15 protein-coding genes are annotated in these 16,756 nt (G+C 70.6%); 6 read left to right on the forward strand and 9 right to left on the reverse strand.

All coding sequences use genetic code 11. The features are described 5' to 3' along the window. Positions 1–77: 77 nt before the first annotated feature. Complete coding sequence (locus B7K20_RS04275; protein WP_084100876.1) at positions 78–1,895, forward strand: phosphoenolpyruvate carboxykinase (GTP); 1,818 nt, start codon at positions 78–80, stop codon at positions 1,893–1,895. Between the two features lie 97 nt (positions 1,896–1,992). Then, complete coding sequence (locus B7K20_RS04280; protein ID WP_084100878.1) at positions 1,993–2,331, forward strand: DUF952 domain-containing protein; 339 nt, start codon at positions 1,993–1,995, stop codon at positions 2,329–2,331. Positions 2,332–2,358: 27 nt separating this feature from the next. Here B7K20_RS04280 and B7K20_RS04285 read toward each other — a convergent pair whose 3' ends face one another. Beyond that, positions 2,359–6,057: a carbohydrate-binding protein gene (locus B7K20_RS04285; RefSeq protein WP_084100881.1), complete on the reverse strand. Its 3,699-nt coding sequence runs from the start codon at positions 6,055–6,057 to the stop codon at positions 2,359–2,361. A 152-nt stretch (positions 6,058–6,209) separates the two neighbouring features. Here B7K20_RS04285 and B7K20_RS04290 point away from each other — a divergent pair, with 152 nt between their 5' ends. Beyond that, positions 6,210–6,995: an inositol monophosphatase family protein gene (locus B7K20_RS04290; RefSeq protein WP_084100884.1), complete on the forward strand. Its 786-nt coding sequence runs from the start codon at positions 6,210–6,212 to the stop codon at positions 6,993–6,995. A 3-nt stretch (positions 6,996–6,998) separates the two neighbouring features. On the opposite strand, the gene B7K20_RS04295 is transcribed toward B7K20_RS04290, so the two are convergent. The 3 genes from B7K20_RS04295 to B7K20_RS04305 are packed head-to-tail and all read right to left on the reverse strand — an operon-like array spanning position 6,999 to position 9,305. Beyond that, positions 6,999–7,439, reverse strand: a complete 441-nt coding sequence (locus tag B7K20_RS04295) for a hypothetical protein (RefSeq protein ID WP_084100887.1) — start codon at positions 7,437–7,439, stop codon at positions 6,999–7,001. Between the two features lie 4 nt (positions 7,440–7,443). Then, a complete protein-coding gene (locus B7K20_RS04300; RefSeq protein ID WP_084100890.1) occupies positions 7,444–8,682 on the reverse strand; it encodes a hypothetical protein in 1,239 nt (412 codons plus the stop codon). After that, the gene (locus tag B7K20_RS04305) at positions 8,679–9,305 is read right to left on the reverse strand and encodes an SAF domain-containing protein (RefSeq protein WP_084100892.1); all 627 of its coding nucleotides are present in this window, start codon (positions 9,303–9,305) and stop codon (positions 8,679–8,681) included. The genes B7K20_RS04300 and B7K20_RS04305 overlap by 4 nt, the downstream gene beginning before the upstream one ends. 111 nt (positions 9,306–9,416) lie before the next feature. On the opposite strand from B7K20_RS04305, the gene B7K20_RS04310 reads away from it, so the two are divergent. After that, positions 9,417–9,626 (forward strand): helix-turn-helix domain-containing protein, encoded by a 210-nt coding sequence (locus B7K20_RS04310; RefSeq protein WP_084101074.1) that lies wholly within the window; start codon positions 9,417–9,419, stop codon positions 9,624–9,626. Between the two features lie 3 nt (positions 9,627–9,629). Here B7K20_RS04310 and B7K20_RS04315 read toward each other — a convergent pair whose 3' ends face one another. Then, entirely contained in the window at positions 9,630–10,142 is a 513-nt protein-coding gene (locus tag B7K20_RS04315; RefSeq protein WP_084100895.1) for a hypothetical protein, read from the reverse strand. A 181-nt stretch (positions 10,143–10,323) separates the two neighbouring features. Here B7K20_RS04315 and B7K20_RS04320 point away from each other — a divergent pair, with 181 nt between their 5' ends. Together B7K20_RS04320 and B7K20_RS13435 are read left to right on the forward strand one after the other, a co-directional pair. Beyond that, positions 10,324–11,022 carry a LysM peptidoglycan-binding domain-containing protein gene (locus B7K20_RS04320; protein WP_084100899.1) on the forward strand — a complete coding sequence of 233 codons (699 nt, stop codon included), beginning with the start codon at positions 10,324–10,326 and terminating at the stop codon, positions 11,020–11,022. Positions 11,023–11,102: 80 nt separating this feature from the next. Further along, the gene (locus B7K20_RS13435; RefSeq protein WP_144018528.1) at positions 11,103–11,423 is read left to right on the forward strand and encodes an Rv3235 family protein; all 321 of its coding nucleotides are present in this window, start codon (positions 11,103–11,105) and stop codon (positions 11,421–11,423) included. Position 11,424: 1 nt separating this feature from the next. On the opposite strand, the gene secA is transcribed toward B7K20_RS13435, so the two are convergent. The 4 genes from secA to B7K20_RS04345 form a co-directional block, all read right to left on the reverse strand. Next, entirely contained in the window at positions 11,425–14,304 is a 2,880-nt protein-coding gene (secA, locus tag B7K20_RS04330; RefSeq protein WP_234985719.1) for a preprotein translocase subunit SecA, read from the reverse strand. A 73-nt stretch (positions 14,305–14,377) separates the two neighbouring features. Continuing rightward, positions 14,378–15,268 carry a DMT family transporter gene (locus B7K20_RS04335; RefSeq protein ID WP_084100908.1) on the reverse strand — a complete coding sequence of 297 codons (891 nt, stop codon included), beginning with the start codon at positions 15,266–15,268 and terminating at the stop codon, positions 14,378–14,380. Between the two features lie 45 nt (positions 15,269–15,313). Beyond that, positions 15,314–15,979, reverse strand: a complete 666-nt coding sequence (gene hpf, locus B7K20_RS04340) for a ribosome hibernation-promoting factor, HPF/YfiA family (protein ID WP_159449315.1) — start codon at positions 15,977–15,979, stop codon at positions 15,314–15,316. A 131-nt stretch (positions 15,980–16,110) separates the two neighbouring features. Next, complete coding sequence (locus B7K20_RS04345) at positions 16,111–16,608, reverse strand: ComF family protein (protein ID WP_159449316.1); 498 nt, start codon at positions 16,606–16,608, stop codon at positions 16,111–16,113. Between the last annotated feature and the right edge of the window lie 148 nt (positions 16,609–16,756).

A 16,756-nucleotide genomic window follows, 5' to 3' on the forward strand; every position in this document is an offset into this window, starting at 1 on the left:
ATCCACGAATTACCCGTGAGATGCCAGCGAGCTCGGCCTACGGTGAAATCACTGGATCACTTCTCAGGAGGAAGACCATGACCGTGACCGCCACCGACGTCGCCAGCACAGCCCCCGCATCGGCCGATACCTCGGTCGTCAAGTGGGTCGAGTCGATCGCCCGCCACCTCGAACCCGACAACGTGGTGTGGTGCGACGGCTCCCCCGCGGAGCGTCGGGAGCTGATCGACACGATGCTGGACGCGGGCACGCTCCTTGAGCTCAACCCCGCCAAGCGCCCCGGCTCGTACCTGGCGCGCTCGCACCCCGACGACGTTGCGCGCGTCGAGTCACGCACCTTCATCTGCTCGAAGTCCGAGGCCGATGCGGGACCTACCAACAACTGGGTGGAGCCCGCCGAGATGCGCGCCACCCTCGAGCCGCTGTTTGAGGGCGCGATGCGCGGACGGACCATGTACGTGGTGCCGTTCTCGATGGGGCCCGTGGGCAGCCCGCTCGCCCGCCTGGGCGTCCAGGTCACCGACTCGCCGTACGTGGTGGCCTCGATGGGGACGATGACGCGGATGGGCGCTGACTCGCTCGCGCAGATCGGCCCCGACACCGCATGGGTGCCCGCCGTGCACAGCGTGGGCGCCCCCCTCGCCCCGGGCGAGGCCGACGTCGCGTGGCCGTGCAACGACACCAAGTACATCGTCCACTACCCCGAGACGCGCGAGATCTGGTCCTACGGTTCCGCCTACGGCGGCAACGCCATCCTCGCCAAGAAGGCGTTTGCCCTGCGCATCGCCTCGGTCATCGGCCGCGACGAGGGCTGGATCGCGGCCCACATGCTGCTGCTGAAGGTCACCAATCCCCGCGGCAAGGCGTTCCACGTCGCGGCGGCCTTCCCCAGCGCCTGCGGCAAGACCAACTTCGCGATGCTGCAGCCCTCCATCCCCGGCTGGACGGTCGAGACGATCGGCGACGACATCGCCTGGCTCGCCCCCGGCCCCGACGGCCGCCTGCGCGCCATCAACCCCGAGGCAGGATTCTTCGGCGTCGCGCCGGGCACGGGCGTGGAGACCAACCCCGTCGCCATCGACATGCTGGGCGAGGACACCATCTTCACCAACGTCGCGCTCACCGACGACGGTGACGTGTGGTGGGAGGGCCTCACTCCCGACGTTCCCGAGCATCTGATCGACTGGCGCGGCAACGACTGGACGCCCGACTCCCCCACGCCCGCGGCTCACCCGAATTCACGCTTCACCGTGTCGGCGGCCCAGTGCCCCATCATCGCCGACACGTGGGACGACCCCGCGGGCGTCCCTGTCGACGCGATCGTCTTCGGCGGACGCCGCGCCACCAACGTGCCGCTCGTCGCCCAGGCGCGCTCGTGGGAGCACGGCGTCTACCTCGGAGCGACGTTGGCGTCGGAGCGCACCGCGGCCGCGGAGGGGGCGGTCGGCGAGCTGCGCCGCGACCCCTTCGCGATGCTGCCGTTCTGCGGTACCGACATGGCGGACCACTGGCAGCATTGGCTCGACGTGGGCGCGAAGCTCGGTGACGATGCCCCCGCGATCTTCCAGGTGAACTGGTTCCGCAAGGACGCCGATGGCTCGTTCCTGTGGCCGGGCTTCTCGGAGAACGCACGCGTGCTCGCATGGATCATCGACCGCGTCGAGGGTCGCGCGCACGCCCTCGACGCCGTCCAGGGCCTGGTCCCCGTCGACGGAGCGATCAACTTCGCCGCGGCGGGGGTCACGCGCGAGCAGTGGGAGAAGCTCTTCGCGGCCGATCCCGCGGCGCTTTCCGCCGAGGCCGACGACACGGACGGGTTCCTCTCCCGCTTCGGCGCCAAGGTGCCCGCCGCGGTGGCGGACCAGCACGCCGAGACTCGCCGCCGCATCGGCTAACACGTCCCCGGCGGCCCGGCCTCGAGTGGATTCCACGGGCCGCCGGGGCTCACCCTTGTCCGCCGCGCTGGCCCTGCGGCCCTGGCACACTGGCGCCATGACGATCCTGCATGTCACGCGCGCCTCCGACTGGGAGGCGGGCCTCGCCGCCGGGACCTACGAGATCTCCGGCCGGGACCTCTCGCTCGCGGACGAGGGGTTCGTCCACTGCTCCTACCCGCACCAGTGCGCGGCGACGGCCGCGCGCATCTGGCCGGACCGTCCCGACGACCTCGTGGTGCTGGTCATCGACGAGGACCAGGTCCGGGCGGACGGGGTCGAGGTCCTCGACGAGGGAACGAGCGAACTCTTCCCGCACATCTATGGAGCGGTGCGGCCCGCCTGGGTCAGCGAGGTGCGCCCCGCGCGCTGGGAGGGCGACACCTTTCTCTGGTGACGCCCTCCCCCGCACGGGCCGTGCTGCCTAGGCGCACGCCCCCACGGCCGCCCACGGACCCCATTGGCTCGCGCCGGGAGTCTGCGAGCGCGACCACCACTGCGCCTCGTAGTTGAGGCCGTCGTAGGACACGGTCGCGCCGCGGTGGTACACGGTGCGCTCCTCCCAAGGGGCCGCGCACTCGGCAACCTCCGGCGCGGCGTCGGCGGGGCCGACCTCCACCCACGGGCCCCACGCGGAGGCCCCGGGCTCGCTGCCGCGGTTCCACCAGCGTGCCTCGTAGACCGTGCCCTCGTGCTGCACGAGGTCGCCCCGGGTGTACACGGTCGACGCGTACCACGCGGCCGGGCCGGGCTCGGGCGCGGTGACCTCGGGGAGCAGGTCGATCACGGTCGGATCCGCATTGGGGACCAGGCGCGCACCCGTGTCGGCGGGGGCAATCTCCGCGAGCTCATACAACCCGTGCATCTCGACGGAACCATCCGCCGCGATCTGAGGAGTGATGCTCGACGCATCGGTCGTGACGAACCAGTCGGCGGTGACGCCGTCGCCATCGAAGTGGTTGGACGGGTCGGCCAGGAGCGACGTGTCTGCCTGTTCTAGCGCGAGCACGTCCGCCGCGGGATTCGACCACGAGATCACTCCCGACGCGCGATAGTCGGTGGCGGCCGCGTTCGTCTCAAGGCGGATGCCGCGGTCGTTATCGACGGACGTCACGTTCTCGAGGCGGACGTCCGGTCCCGAGTTCGACGTCACGCCGGTGGCGAGGTTGCCGTAGCTGATCGAGTTGCGCAGCAGGTGGTCGCCTGGCATGGACTCGCCACCGAGCTTGAAGCCGTTGCCCTCGCCCGTGCGGCTCGGGTCTTCGCTGAGCCAGCCGTTGTTGTAGGCGACGGAGTCCTCGACGACCACGGTGCCGATGGGGCCCGTCGTCGACTTGGCGTAGAGGTCCCAGCCGTCGTCGATGTTGTGGTGGGCGATGTTGGAGCGGAACACGTTGCCCTCGCCCACCGTCAGCTTCGCGGCAAAGCCGTCGGCGTCGTTACCGCCCGGGTCCGCGTTGTGGTGCGCCTGGGAGGACACCACGAGGTTGTACGAGGGCCACATGGCCGGCGGCTCGGCGGACAGCCCCGAGATCTGGATGCCCGTGTCCTGGTTGTGGTGCGACTCCACCCTCTCCACGATGTTGTGGTGGCCCTGCACGAGCATGGGCTTGGCCTTGTCACCGGACCCGGTGATCTCGACGTTGTACACGTGCCACCAGTCGGCCCGCAGGTTGATGCCACCCGTCGCCGAGCCGCTGAGGTCGAGCACGGCGCGCGAGCCCGGCTCCGACATCAGCACGATGGGAGCCTCCTCGGTGCCGTCGTGTCCGCGGTCGGCCACGATCGCACGGTCCGGCGTGTAGGTGCCGTCCATCAGCACAATCTGCTGGCCGGCCTGCGCGAACGCCACCGCGGTGTGCACGTCGAGGGGGTTCGCTCTCGTGCCGTCCCCGTCGGACGAGCCATCCGGCGACACCCATAGCGACTGGCCGGGCTCGCCGTACGAGTCCACGGTCACGGTCACCGGCACATCCACCGGGTCCATCGACTCGAGAGCCTCGTACTCGCCCAACTGCGGCTGGTCCGGACCCGGGATCGCACGCGCCGTGAAGCGGTTGACCCCCGGCTCGAGCGAGACTGCTCCAAGCGACTGTTGGCCGGGCTCGAGCACCAGCCCATCCACCACGACGGCTCCGGAGGCATCCAGAATCTGTCCGGTGCCGTAGAAGTCCGCGACCAGCGGGATCTCCAGGGAGCGCTCTGGGGTGGTGGCGGTCACGTCCACGCTGAGGGAGGTCGGTACCTGCTCGATGGGACGCTCCTGGGCGGGGTCGTCGTCGGCCGGGTTGATCGTGGTGAACTCCCAATCCGTCACGGTGACCACGATCTTGCGGGCCACCGCGAGCCCCACGTAGAAGCGCTCCGCGTCCTGCGCCAGCAGCATGTCGGGGTCGTACTCGATGACCTCGTGTACCGCGCCGCCCTCGCCGCTGCGGTCCCAGATCGCGTGGAATCCGGTGTTGGAGCGGCGCAGCGTGAAGGTGTACGTGTCACCGGTGTCGAAGCGCGGCGCCGTGCCGGCCTCCTCCCTGAAGGCGGGGTCGAAGACCTCGGAACCGCTCTGGTCTCGCGTGCCCGCCGTGTTGTCGTCGGTCGCCCCCGTGTAGCCCGTCACGAAGCGAGCTCCCGGCATGCCGTTGACCACCGTGGCGGTGCCCTCGCCGTAGCGGGTCACGACGGCGCCCGCGGAGTTGAAGTAGCGGTCGGGGGACGAGCCCGCCACCAGCGAGTCGACGGCGATCACGCCGAAGCCCGACTGGCTGTCCTTCGTCGAGGCGTCGTCCACGCGGAACGTCGCCGTGAGCGCGAAGTTCTCGGAGGCGGGGTCCACCTCGGTGTAGAAGTACTGGAAGCCGTCCTCGGACGTGGCGAGCTTGGTCGAGCTCGCCTTCGCGTCGAACAGAATCGAGCCGTCCTCGTTCTCGGTGATGGCGCCCCCGGAGCCCGCGTTGGACCCGATATCGGCGGCCTGCCACCTTTCGACGGCCGATGCGACACTCACCTCGGTCGCCGGGCCCTCCTGGGCGCCGTCACCACGGTGCGCCACCACTCGCATCTGCACGGTCGCCCCGGGCGTGAGTCCGGGGACATCGGCCGAGGTGCCAGTGATGCCGTCGACGGCGGCCGCAAAGCCCGGGCCCTCGTCGACCTCGACGGTGTAGGTCTCGGCCTCGGCCACGGCACCCCACTCGACGGTCACTGTCGCGGCGCCGGCGCTGACGGCGCTGGTCAGCGCGCCGCTGATCTCCGGGGCGCCCAGCGGCAGGGAGAACGGCGCGGTCTCGACCGCCGCCGACTGGTGCGCGGTGTCCTCACCGGCCCTGGTCAGCGAGACCTGAACGGTGTAGGTGCCGGAGCCGGGTGGGGTCAGGCGCAGCGTGCCGCCGGTGCCCTCATCCGCGCTGAGCGCGCGGTCCACCACGGCGCCGCTGACGTCGGTGAGGGCTGCGCGAGCAAGGTCGGCTCCGTCTGTTCCGATGAGGCCGGAGTAGTCGACCAGCAGGTCGCCCGGGTCTGCCGGGTCCACGGCCACCGCGTCGATGACTGGCGCGGCCACATCCACCCAAGGGGCGCGCGCGGCCGGCTCGTCGAGCCCGATCTGCACGTAGTACACGTTCACTCCCGAACTGGGCGAGGCGATCCAGTAGTCGCCCGCCGCAGGCACCTCGAGCGTCTCCGTGGTGATCGGGAGCCCGCCGTCGTCCGCAAGCGCCGGGACCCTGTCGACCTCACCGGAGGCGTCGAACAGCGCGAGCGCGCGGTCGCTCGAGCCGGATCCGCTGCGTGCGTGGACGATGACGTGCGTGGGCCCGTCCGCCGTGAATGCGAGGGAGCGCTGCGCCACGTCGCCCGAGCCGTTGAGCTTCAGGCGCTGGGTGTACACGTCGCCGCGATCCGAGACCCGGTCGCTGCCGTCCACGGTCACTGCCTTGGCCTCGGTGGCCCGGATGGTGACATCCCCGACCACGACGTCCGCCGTGTAGGAGCCGGGAGCGAGGTCATTCGCGTTGAGCGCTCCCGCGGCGCCGGCCGCGGCCGCGGGCACCACGCCGATGGCGGTGAGGGCGGCGGCCGCGAGGACGGCAAGCACAGGACGGATACGGGCGGCTGTCGTGGTCATGAATCTCCCCATTGAGATCGTTCACTGCGATGGTCGACACGCCCGCGTCCTCGTCATTGAGGAGCGCGGGTAACCGGTTTCCCACACGGTAAGCGCATTCCGCATGCGCTGTCAACCGCAGGCACGTCGATCGCCGCCGGTAGCCTTGCCGCATGCCCTCCCCGTACGCCGACGACCTCACGCTCGCCCTCGCCATCGCCGACGAGGTGGACGCTCTCACCATGTCTCACCATGACCCCGCCGCCCTGACGGTGGAGCTCAAGGCCGACGAGACCCCGGTGACTGCCATCGACCGTGCCGCCGAGCGCATCGTCCGCGAGCGCATCGAGGCCGCCCGCCCGGGCGACGCGATCCTGGGCGAGGAATACGGCGCGAGTGGAGACGCTCCCCGTCAGTGGGTCGTCGACCCCATCGACGGCACCAAGAACTTCATCCGCGCAGTCCCCGCATGGGCCACGCTGATCGCACTCCTCGTCGACGGCGAGCCGGTGGTCGGCGTGGTGAGCGCGCCGGCATTGGGCCGCCGGTGGTTTGCCGCCGTGGGCGGCGGCGCGTGGCGAGGCCAGGGACCGGCCGATGCCGTGGCGCTGTCGGTCTCGACGACCGCCACCCTGCGGGATGCCAGCGTGTCGTACTCGTCGCTGACGGGCTGGGAGGAACGTGGCCGCCTCGAGTCATTCCTCCAACTGTCGCGGACGGTGTGGCGTACGCGAGCGTTTGGCGACTTCTGGTCGTACATGCTGGTGGCTGAGGGGGCCGTGGATGCCGCGTTCGAGCCCGAGCTCGCGCTGCACGACATGGCGGCCCTCGTCCCGATCGTCACCGAGGCGGGCGGGGTGTTCACGTCGCTGGACGGCATCCCTGGCCCGCACGGGGGCGATGCGATCGCGTCCAACGGCATCCTGCACCAGGCGGTCGTCGACGCCCTGCGTCCGTAGGCGTCAGGCAGGACCAGGCACGTCGGCGAGCTCGCCGGGCCCCCACCACAGCAGGTCGCGCGCCTCGAGCCTGTCACGGGCGTCCTCGTCATCGCGGGCTGCGGCGACGTCGGCCGCAGCATCGGGCTCGTCGATGAACACGCACGCGATCTGGGCGGTGTCGATCCGCTCGGCGACGGCCACGGCCGCGGGGTGATCCCCTGCGATCTCCGTCACGTCGGCGCGTGAACAGTCGGCGACCACGACCACGCGCAGCTGAGAGCCCAGGTCGATGGCCGATGCCATCGCCGCGGTGTCCCTCACCTGCTCCGCGATCTCCTCCTCGTCGTCGAGCGACGAGATGTCGAGCATGCGGTGCGTCACGGCATAGCCACGCTCGGGCTCCCACAGCCCCGCGCCGATGCGCTCGAGGTCCGCGAAGGTGGCCGGCAGGTACACACGCATGATGTCAGTGTGACAGCGCCGAGTGCCGTGGCTCGGGTACGCGCGCCGCCATCGGCGCGATCCGGTCCTCCACCAGTGCGTGCGCGAGGCGCGCGATCGCACGCCTGAGTGGCGCCCGCGGGGTGCGTTCCACCAGGCTGCGCCCGGCGAGCGTCGCGGCATCGGCCGCCCGCGGGTCCCACGGCAGGGTCCACACCTGATCGATGCCCGCGTAGCGGACGAGCGCGTCCGCCACCGCCTCCTCGGGACGGGTGCCCGCGACATCCGCCCGCACCCTGTTGACCGCCACGACGGGCTCGCGCACGCCGATCTGAGCGAGGTCGCCGAGCCCCTGGATGAGGCGCTGAATCCCGAGGGGTTCGGCCGTGCCCACGGCGACCACGGCATCGGCCGCCTGGACGGCGGCGAGGGTGGCGCCATGGCGCTGGGGCGCGCGGGTGTCATAGCTCAGCTCCTCATCGCGTTCGAGCCCGAATCCCGCGTCGATCACCACCACGTCGGCCGCCTCGCGTGCGCCCTCCAGCAGCGCCTCGAGGGCGACGCCGGGGACTTCGGGCCACCGTTGGGCGCGCGACAGTCCGGTCACCACCCGCCACCGCTCGGCGACGGGGAGTGCGTACGTCTCGACATCCGCAGCCCTCACCGACCCGTGCTGGGCGATGCGCGCCAGAGCTGCAATACCAGGGGACTCGTCGAGCAGGCCGCATGCCTGGGCGACCGCGCCACCGTAGGTGTCGGCATCAATCAGGACCGTCTCGTGACCCGCGTGTGCGGCTTCGGCGGCGAGGTTCACCGCGAGCGTGGTGCGACCGGGCGCTCCCGTAGGACCCCACACGGCGACGACGAGCCCGTGGCGACTCATCTCCGGCTCGACCTCGGGCACGCGAGGCTGCGGCACGCCGGCGGCGTCCACGAGTGCCTGCGCCACATCGGCGTCGCTCGCCGAGGGCGGCAGCACTGACCGCACCCCCAGGCGGGCGAGCTGTTCTCCCGCCTCGCGGGTGGTGGGCAGACCCACCACGGTGACCGCCTGGGCCTGGAGGTCGGCGACTACGTCGCGGGTGAGACGCGGATGATCGGAGACCAGGACCACGGACCCGACCCCCGCCTGGGCTGCCCCCACGGCTTCGGCCAGGTCGGCGCAGCGGCGTACCACCTCGAGCTCCGCCCTGGCCGCGCACGCCTCGACGATCCCCGCCTCACGCGCTCCCGCGACCGCGAGGATCACCGCGGTGCGCGTCATGGCGTGCCCCCGAGGCCCAAGACGGCGAGGTCGCCGCCGCCCGCGACGGCCTGCAGGAATGCGGCCACCTCGTCCTCGGGCACCGCGACGTAGACGACCTGGTCGGAGTCGACCGCGAAGGCGCCCTCCGCATCGGCCACCTCGGTGACCACCAAGGACTCTCCCAGCAACACGGTGCTGGCGGCGCCGGCTTCATCCACGGTGGTCAGCCACACGTCGACGACGGAGCCGGGCACGATGCCCGCATCGAGGGGCAGCGATGTCGCGACCGGCACGGGCCTCACGTCGACCGCGTCGGCGGAGACGAGGGCGGCGGCGGGGACCAACTCGCCCGCACCCACCGCACGCGTCACGACGCTGCCCACGGGAGGCTCCTGGGTTGCGTCGAGGTACGCGGCGGACCCCACGTTCACGTGGGCCACCATGAGGTCGTCGGCCGCGAGGACGGTGCCCGGCGTGAGGGTGCCCTTGGCCGCGTAGAACGGCTCCGTGGCATCGGCCGCCCTGACGATGCCCGCGACGGCAACCACCGACGCCGCCACGAGGGCGATCCCGATGAGCAGGCGTGGATCACGCCACGAGGGGCGCTTCAGACGCCCCGCGATGGGTCCGGCATCGTTCATGACTCGCCCCCGATGACTGTCGATGCCGCTTAAGAATGCCTGCTTGCGACCGGGTCGGCAACACCTGTGGACAACAGCGGCGGCACCCGCGCCCCGTGCCACAATGGCGCCATGGCCCCACGGTTCCTGAAGATGGAGGATGTGCAGGAGATCCTGAACATCTCCTCGCAGCAGGCGTATTCGCTGGTGCGCAGCGGCGACCTGCCCGCCATTCAGGTGGGCGGACGCGGCATCTGGCGCGTCGAGGCCACCGAGCTCGAGTCGTACATCGCCCGGCAGTACGCGGCGGTCCGCGAGAAGGCGGAACGCACAGAGTCCTAGCCGTTACGCGGGTCTCACCGTCAGGATCGCGGCCCACGGCACCGTCACCTGCGCGTCGCCCGGCTCGACGAGTTCGAGATGGTCGGCTCCCACCCATGCGATCCTGCCCACCCGTGGCCCCGAACGGGTCGCGACCACGACGCGTGCGCGGTCACGGGCGAGTCCACGCAGGACGTGGCCCAGGCTGACGCGCCGCTCGACGACACCGCGCGTGGCGCCTGCGGCAGGTAGCCCCCATACCGCGTCGACAGCGGCCGTCGCAATCACGTGCTCGCGGCCCTCGTCATCGCACACGAGCACCCAATCGTCCGCGCCATCGCGCACCTCGCCCTCGAGCCTGGCGCCGTCAACGAGGACCGCTCGGATGCGACCTCCGTGCGCCGCGGCGATGCGGGACCCCCACGACACGGACGCGCGCTCGGAGCGTTCACGCGCGGCCACCTCGGCACGCCACGCGCCCGCCTCGTCGGCGTCGGCCTGCGCCTCCAGGTCCGCGAAGAGCTCCTCCCACCGCATGCGGACACGGTAGCCCGGCTGTCCACAATCTCGCGTTGCGGTCGACACCGCCCGCGCAATGACGTAGACCTAATGTCATCAAACAGCATCAAAACGCATCGAAAGGACTTGAATGATGCCATCGAGGTCTCTTGACACCGGCCGAGCTCGCCGGAATCTCGCCCGGGTTGCCGTCGCGGGCGTGCCCGTCGTGGGCGCCGTGTTCCTCGTGACCGCCGCCGAGGTCGCCGCCACGCTCGGGCCGCGCCCGGGGGTCGACGACCTGGTGGTCGGGGCCATGGCGGCGCTCGGGGCGGCGGTCTGCGGATGGTTGTCGCTCATCGCGATCGCGGCGGTCCTGGCCCCCCGTCGGTGGCGCGCGGCCATGGTCGCGGCGAGCCCGGCCGTATGGAGGCGCGTGATCGCGGTGGCGCTCGGCACAGCCGTCGCTGCAGGAGCGGCCCTTCCCGCATCCGCCGCCGGGTGGGTGGCGCTTACCCCCGAGGTCGAGCCCTCCCCCGCTGGATGGCTCGTGCACGTCACGGCGACCGACGCGCCTGCATCATCGGATACGCCCCAGACCCCGACGACAACGCCGGAACCCACGCGCGCCGCGTCCCCGCCGTCGCCGCGGTCGCCACGTGAATCGGCGTCAGCGGCGCTGACCTCCACCGCGGACACCGATGCCGCACCAGGCACCCGGACCGGCGCCTCCCACACCGTGTCGCGCGGCGAGTCCCTGTGGACCATCACCGCCGCAGTGCTGGACACCCGGGACGCGCCCACCATCGCCGCCGCATGGCCGGCGCTGTACGAGGCCAACCGCGAAGCGCTCGGGTCGAACCCTCATCTGATCCATCCCGGCCAGACCCTGACGCTGCCCGGCGGGTGGTCGCGGTGAGCGCGCTGCCGGTCCGCCAGGCGACGGACGCAGCGCCACGTACCCTTCCCCCTCGCCCGTACGCGCGTACCCACACACCATTGGGAGACCCTGCACCGCTGGCCTGCACGCTCGCCAAGGCCGTGATGGAGGCCGTCACCGGCGGCGAGGACCTCCTCGCCCTCGCACGCTGGATCACGCCGGAACTGCGCGAAAGCCTCCACCGTCAGCAGTCGCTCGCCCGGCGGCGCGGGCTCACGCCCGGCCCGGCTCACATCCTGCGTGCGCGCGTCTGCCGCACATCGGCGACGAGCGCAGAGGTCTCGCTGGTGGTAAGCGACGGCGAGCACTCACGCGCCGTCGCGATGCGCTTCGAGGACAGTCACGGGCGCTGGCTCGCGACCGTCATCGACGTGCTGTAGGTCAGTCCTCGTTCTTGCCGTGGCAGAGCTTGTACTTCTTGCCCGAACCACACGGGCACGGCGAGTTCTTCGCGGTGCCGGGGAAGGTGGTGCCGTCTGCCTCGGGCTTCGCGGCAGCGCCGCTCGAGCCGGCGACCGCGGAACCATCGCCACGCTTGACCGTCGCGGAGCCGTCCTCGGACGGACCCGAATACGTCAGCGCACCCATCGAGGACTGCATCAAGGCTCCAGGCGTGGTGGACGACGCCGTGAACTGCGAGCGCTGGCGCGCGGGACCTGACGAGCCGGCGGCGGGGCCGGTCGCCGTGGCGCCGCTGGCACCCGGGGGACGGACGCCGGGCAGCGCCTGTGCCGCATTCTGGGCCGCGGTCTGAGCGGCCGATGCGGCGGTCACGGGAGCTCCCTCGGGCTGCTTTTCGCGCTTCTCGACGCGGTACAGCACCTTGAGCGACTGCTCCTTGATGCCGTCGCTCATCGCCTCGAAGAGCTGGAATCCTTCGCGCTGGTACTCGGTCAGCGGGTCGCGCTGTCCCATGGCACGCAGGCCGATGCCTTCCTTGAGGTAGTCCATCTCGTACAGGTGTTCGCGCCACTTGGCGTCCAGCACCTGCAGCACCACCTGACGCTCGACGGTGCGCATGAGGTCGGAGCCGATGCGCTCCTCGACCGCGTCGTACTGGACGCGGGCGTCCGCGGTGAGCTCGCGCTCGAGGAAGGCGGCGGACAGCTTCTCGACGCCGCCGGCCTCGTCGACGATCTCATCGATGGTCACGGACACCGGATAGATCGTGTGGAGGTCCTTCCACAAAGCCTCGAGGTCCCAGTCCTCGGGAGCGCCGACGACGGTCGTGGCCGTCACGTAGGCGCGCACCACGTCGTCGATGAAGCCGTGCACCTCGTCGGAGAAGTCCTCGCCGGACAGCACCTCGCGGCGGCGACCGTACAGGACGGTGCGCTGCGAGCTCATGACGTCGTCGTACTTGAGGATGTTGCGACGAATCTCCGCGTTGCGTCCCTCGATCTGCGCCTGCGCGCTGCGCACACCGCGGGTGAGCACCTTCGACTCGATGGGCATGTCGTCGGGGATCGCCGACGAGTTCATCATCGTGGCCGCCATGCCCGACTGGAACATGCGCATAAGGTCGTCTTCGAGCGACAGGTAGAACCGCGACTCGCCGGGGTCACCCTGACGCCCCGAACGTCCGCGCAGCTGGTTGTCGATACGGCGTGACTCGTGGCGCTCGGTGCCGAGCACGTACAGGCCACCCGCGGCGAGGACCTCGTCGTGCTCGCTGGCCACATCCGCCTGAGCCTGAGCGAGGACGTCGTCCCACACCCGCTCGTACTCTTCGGCATTCTCGTGCGGGTCGAGCCCGCGCTCGGCCATCTCCTGCACGGCACGGAACTCGGGGTTACCGCCCAGCATGATGTCGGTACCGCGGCCCGCCATGTTGGTGGCCACGGTGACGGCGCCCTTGCGACCCGCCTCGGCCACGACGGTGGCCTCCTTCTCGTGCTGCTTGGCGTTCAGCACGGAGTGCTTGATGCCGCGCTTGCGCAGTTCCTTCGACAGCTTCTCGGACTTCTCGACGGACACCGTGCCGACGAGCACCGGCTGGCCGGCGTCGTGGCGCTCCTGGATGTCCTCGATGACCGCGTCGAACTTGGCGGCCTCGGTCTTGTACAGCAGGTCCGCCTGGTCCATGCGCTGCATGGGCTTGTTCGTGGGGATCGGCACCACGCCCAGCCCGTACGTCGAGTTGAGCTCGGCCGCCTCGGTCTGGGCGGTACCGGTCATGCCCGCGAGCTTGTCGTACTGACGGAAGTAGTTCTGGAGCGTGATGGAGGCGTAGGTCTGGTTCTCCGCCTTGATCGGCACGCCCTCCTTGGCCTCGATGGCCTGGTGGAGACCCTCGGAGTAGCGGCGTCCCTTGAGCAGGCGGCCGGTGTGCTCGTCGACGATGTCGACCTCGCCGCCCTGGACCACGTAGTCGCGGTCGCGCTTGAAGAGCTCCTTGGCCTTCACTGCGTTGTTCAGGAAGCCGATGAGCGGCGTGTTCTGCGGCTCGTACAGGTTCTCGATGCCGAGCGCGCGCTCGACCTTCTCGATGCCCGCCTCGAGCATGCCGACGGCACGCTTCTTCTCCTCGACCTCGTAGTCCTCGTCGATCGTCATCTCGCGCACGATGCGCGCGAACTCGGTGTACCAGCGGCCGTTGTCGCCCGAGGCCGGTCCGGAGATGATCAGCGGCGTGCGCGCCTCGTCGATGAGGATCGAGTCGACCTCGTCGACGATCGCGTAGTGATAGCCGCGGTGCACCAGGCCCTTCACATCGAGCGCCATGTTGTCGCGCAGGTGGTCGAAGCCAAACTCGTTGTTGGTGCCGTACGTGACGTCGGCGGCGTACTGAGCACGACGCTGGTCCGGCGTCATGCCGGACAGGATGCAGCCCGTCTCCATTCCGAGGAAGCGGAACACGCGGCCCATCAGGTCCGACTGGTACTGCGCGAGGTAGTCATTCACGGTGACCACGTGGACGCCCTCGCCCGTGAGCGCGTTGAGGTACGCGGGAAGCGTCGCGACGAGGGTCTTGCCCTCACCGGTCTTCATCTCGGCGATATCCCCGCCGTGCAGCGCGGCGCCGCCCATGATCTGGACGTCGAAGTGGCGCAGGCCCAGCGTGCGCCGCGAGGCCTCGCGCACCGCGGCGAAGGCCTCGGGAAGCATGGAGTCGAGGCTCTCGCCGTCGGCGTAGCGCTGCTTGAACTCGTCCGTCAGCGCCTTGATCTCCGCGTCGGAAAGCTCCTCGTAGACGCTCTCCATGGCATTCGTCAGGGTGACCATCTTCTGCAAACGGCGCAGCGTGCGGCCCTCGCCCATGCGGATGACGCGATCAAGTACGGACACAGTCAATGCTCCTGACGTCTCGGGAATCCTGAACCATCGTAGGCGCTCACGCGGCGGCGGCCTGCGCGTCTCGCTGAGGGCGCAACAACACGATGGAGCCCGCGAGCACCGCGCCTCCCAGCACTCCGACCGGGCCCAGCCGCTCGCCGAGGATGAGCGCCCCCAGGACGGCCGCGACCAGCGGCTCCAGCAGGGACACGATGGTGGCGACGAACGGCGGCACCGTCTCCAGCCCGTGGAGGTACGCGACGTACGCGAGCGCCGTCGACACGACGCCGAGCGCGAGCGCATACCCCCACCCCTCGCCGTCGGACGGCGCCGACCAGCCGGTCAGCACGACGACCGGCACCAGCATGAGCCCGCCACCCGTGAACGAGAGCGCCGTGAGGCGCACCGCGCCCAGGCTCATCACCGGACGGCGATTGACGAAGGTGAGCGCGGCGAACGCGGCGCCGGCCGCGAGCGCGACGGCCACGCCCGCCACGGCATCGGCGCCGGCCTCGAGGCCCGTGCCCAACAACGCTGTGAGGCCAGCGAGGGCCAGCCCCAAGGCGACCACGGTGCGCCGGGGAGGTGCCGCCCGGGTCACCACGGCATCGGCCGCCGCCACCCACAACGGCGAGGAACCGATCGTGACGAGCGTGGCGAGCGAGACCCCCGCAAGGTTCACGGCGGTGAAATACAGGACCTCGAAGAGCGCCGTCGTGGCCGCTGTCACGAGGATGCGCCGCCACATGCGCGCCGTCAGCGCGCGGGGCGACAGGCTGCGCGTCACGGCGAGGAAGCCGATGAGCACGACCCCCGCGATGAGCATGCGCCACATCGCGACGGCGTAGGCCGAGGTGCCCGAGTGGTCCGCCAACAGCGACCCGAGCAGCCCGCCGGTGCCCCACAGCGCCGCTGCGGTGACGACGAGCAAAAAGTGAGGGGTGCGCACGCCGGAACACTACCGGCGGGAGCACCCCTCGACGTGGTGCGGAGCTTAGGCGCTTTCGAGCGCCGCCTCGGCGGGGGCTGTCTCGAGGTGGAGAACCCCGTAGGTCCAGCCACGCCGGCGGTACACCGCGGAGGCGAGTCCGGAATCGGCGTCGTGGAAGAGGAAGAAGTCGTGGCCGACGAGTTCCATCTGGTCGATGGCCTCGGCAACGGTCATCGGCGCGGCCTCGTGGGTCTTGGAGCGGATGACGATGGGGGTGCCGTCGATGGCGACCTCGCGGGTGGCGCTGGTCGGAGCACCCTCCCAGGCCTCGACGGACTCGATGGGAGACTCTCCCGCGGTGACGGCGGGGTCGTCCTTGGCCTGCAGGTCGGTGACGACCTCGTGGAGCGAAGGCTTACCGACGTGGCGCTTGGCGCGACGGTCGTGCAGGCGACGCAGCTGCTCGGTGATCCTCATCGAGGCTCGCTCGAGGGCGGCGAGACGGTCATCGGCGGAGGCCTCGGCGCGCAGCACGCCGCCCTTGCCGTGAAGGGTGATCTCGACGCGTTCGCGATCCCCCGAGAGCTTCGGATTGCGTTCATGGACGACGGTCACTTCTGCACGCGTCGCGCGGGTGGCGAGGGATTCGATCTTGTCCATCTTTTCGAAGATCTTGTCCCGCACGTCCTCGGAGACCTTGGTGTGGCGTCCGATAATCGCGATGTCCATGGTGAAAGCTCCTTCGCAGTTCATGAAAGTGGCCAGGCGGCCTGGGGGCTTGTGGTGACTGCGGCGCCGACTGCGCCTGCGGCATCACCTCCCCTGACTCGAAGGTGCCGGTCTGCGGGACCGGTGGAATCTCACCCTAGCCCTGTTGCGGCCTTTGCGCGAGCAGGCTCCGCAACAGCCAGCACGAGCGCGGCGGGGACGGCGGCTCCCGCCCGCTCGAGGGCCTCAGCAACGCCCGCGAGGGACGCTCCCGTGGTCATGACATCGTCGACGATGAGGATGGTGCGCCCCGCGACCGGCGCGCGCACCGTCAGGGACTGCCGCATGCCCTGCCACCGGCGCCGCGCGGAGCTGCCCCGCTGTTCGCCGCGCGACAGCGCGAGGACGCGAGAGCCGTCCGTCGCCTCGAGTCCCACGGCGGCGAGCCCAGCCGCAGCCGCGCCCGTGAGAAGCCGCGGCAGGTCCCTTCCGCGCCGCCTCGCGGCACCAGGACGCGACGGCACGCACGCGATCATGAGAGGACCTGGTAGTTGGGTGAGTGCGGGGCCGATGGTGGTGGCGGCCCGCTCCATCGCCTCGCTCAGGAATCGGTCGAGGTCCCGCCGCCCGCCGTCCTTCCATGCGGTCACAAATCCGTGTGCGGGGCCGCTCAGGGACGTGACCGCCCACACCGGGAGCGCGGGCCTGTCCTCAACATCGAGGCGAGGGGCGAGCGATTCGACCCTCAGCGGCGTGTCCCACCACTCGGCCGCGCACTCGTCACACCAGAGGGTGTCG

It is taken from the genome of Demequina sp. NBRC 110051 (genome assembly GCF_002090055.1).
In the GTDB taxonomy this organism is placed as follows: domain Bacteria; phylum Actinomycetota; class Actinomycetes; order Actinomycetales; family Demequinaceae; genus Demequina.

What these genes read in the sequence shown, in the direction of transcription:
- B7K20_RS04280 (WP_084100878.1), top strand. Translation starts at nt 1,993, where the DNA reads ATGACGATCCTGCATGTCACGCGCGCCTCCGACTGGGAGGCGGGCCTC.
- B7K20_RS04305 (WP_084100892.1), bottom strand. Translation starts at nt 9,305, where the DNA reads ATGAACGATGCCGGACCCATCGCGGGGCGTCTGAAGCGCCCCTCGTGG.
- B7K20_RS04310 (WP_084101074.1), top strand. Translation starts at nt 9,417, where the DNA reads ATGGCCCCACGGTTCCTGAAGATGGAGGATGTGCAGGAGATCCTGAAC.
- B7K20_RS04300 (WP_084100890.1), bottom strand. Translation starts at nt 8,682, where the DNA reads ATGACGCGCACCGCGGTGATCCTCGCGGTCGCGGGAGCGCGTGAGGCG.
- B7K20_RS04290 (WP_084100884.1), top strand. Translation starts at nt 6,210, where the DNA reads ATGCCCTCCCCGTACGCCGACGACCTCACGCTCGCCCTCGCCATCGCC.
- secA (WP_234985719.1), bottom strand. Translation starts at nt 14,304, where the DNA reads ATGGGCGAGGGCCGCACGCTGCGCCGTTTGCAGAAGATGGTCACCCTG.
- B7K20_RS04295 (WP_084100887.1), bottom strand. Translation starts at nt 7,439, where the DNA reads ATGCGTGTGTACCTGCCGGCCACCTTCGCGGACCTCGAGCGCATCGGC.
- B7K20_RS04315 (WP_084100895.1), bottom strand. Translation starts at nt 10,142, where the DNA reads ATGCGGTGGGAGGAGCTCTTCGCGGACCTGGAGGCGCAGGCCGACGCC.
- hpf (WP_159449315.1), bottom strand. Translation starts at nt 15,979, where the DNA reads ATGGACATCGCGATTATCGGACGCCACACCAAGGTCTCCGAGGACGTG.
- B7K20_RS04275 (WP_084100876.1), top strand. Translation starts at nt 78, where the DNA reads ATGACCGTGACCGCCACCGACGTCGCCAGCACAGCCCCCGCATCGGCC.
- B7K20_RS04285 (WP_084100881.1), bottom strand. Translation starts at nt 6,057, where the DNA reads ATGACCACGACAGCCGCCCGTATCCGTCCTGTGCTTGCCGTCCTCGCG.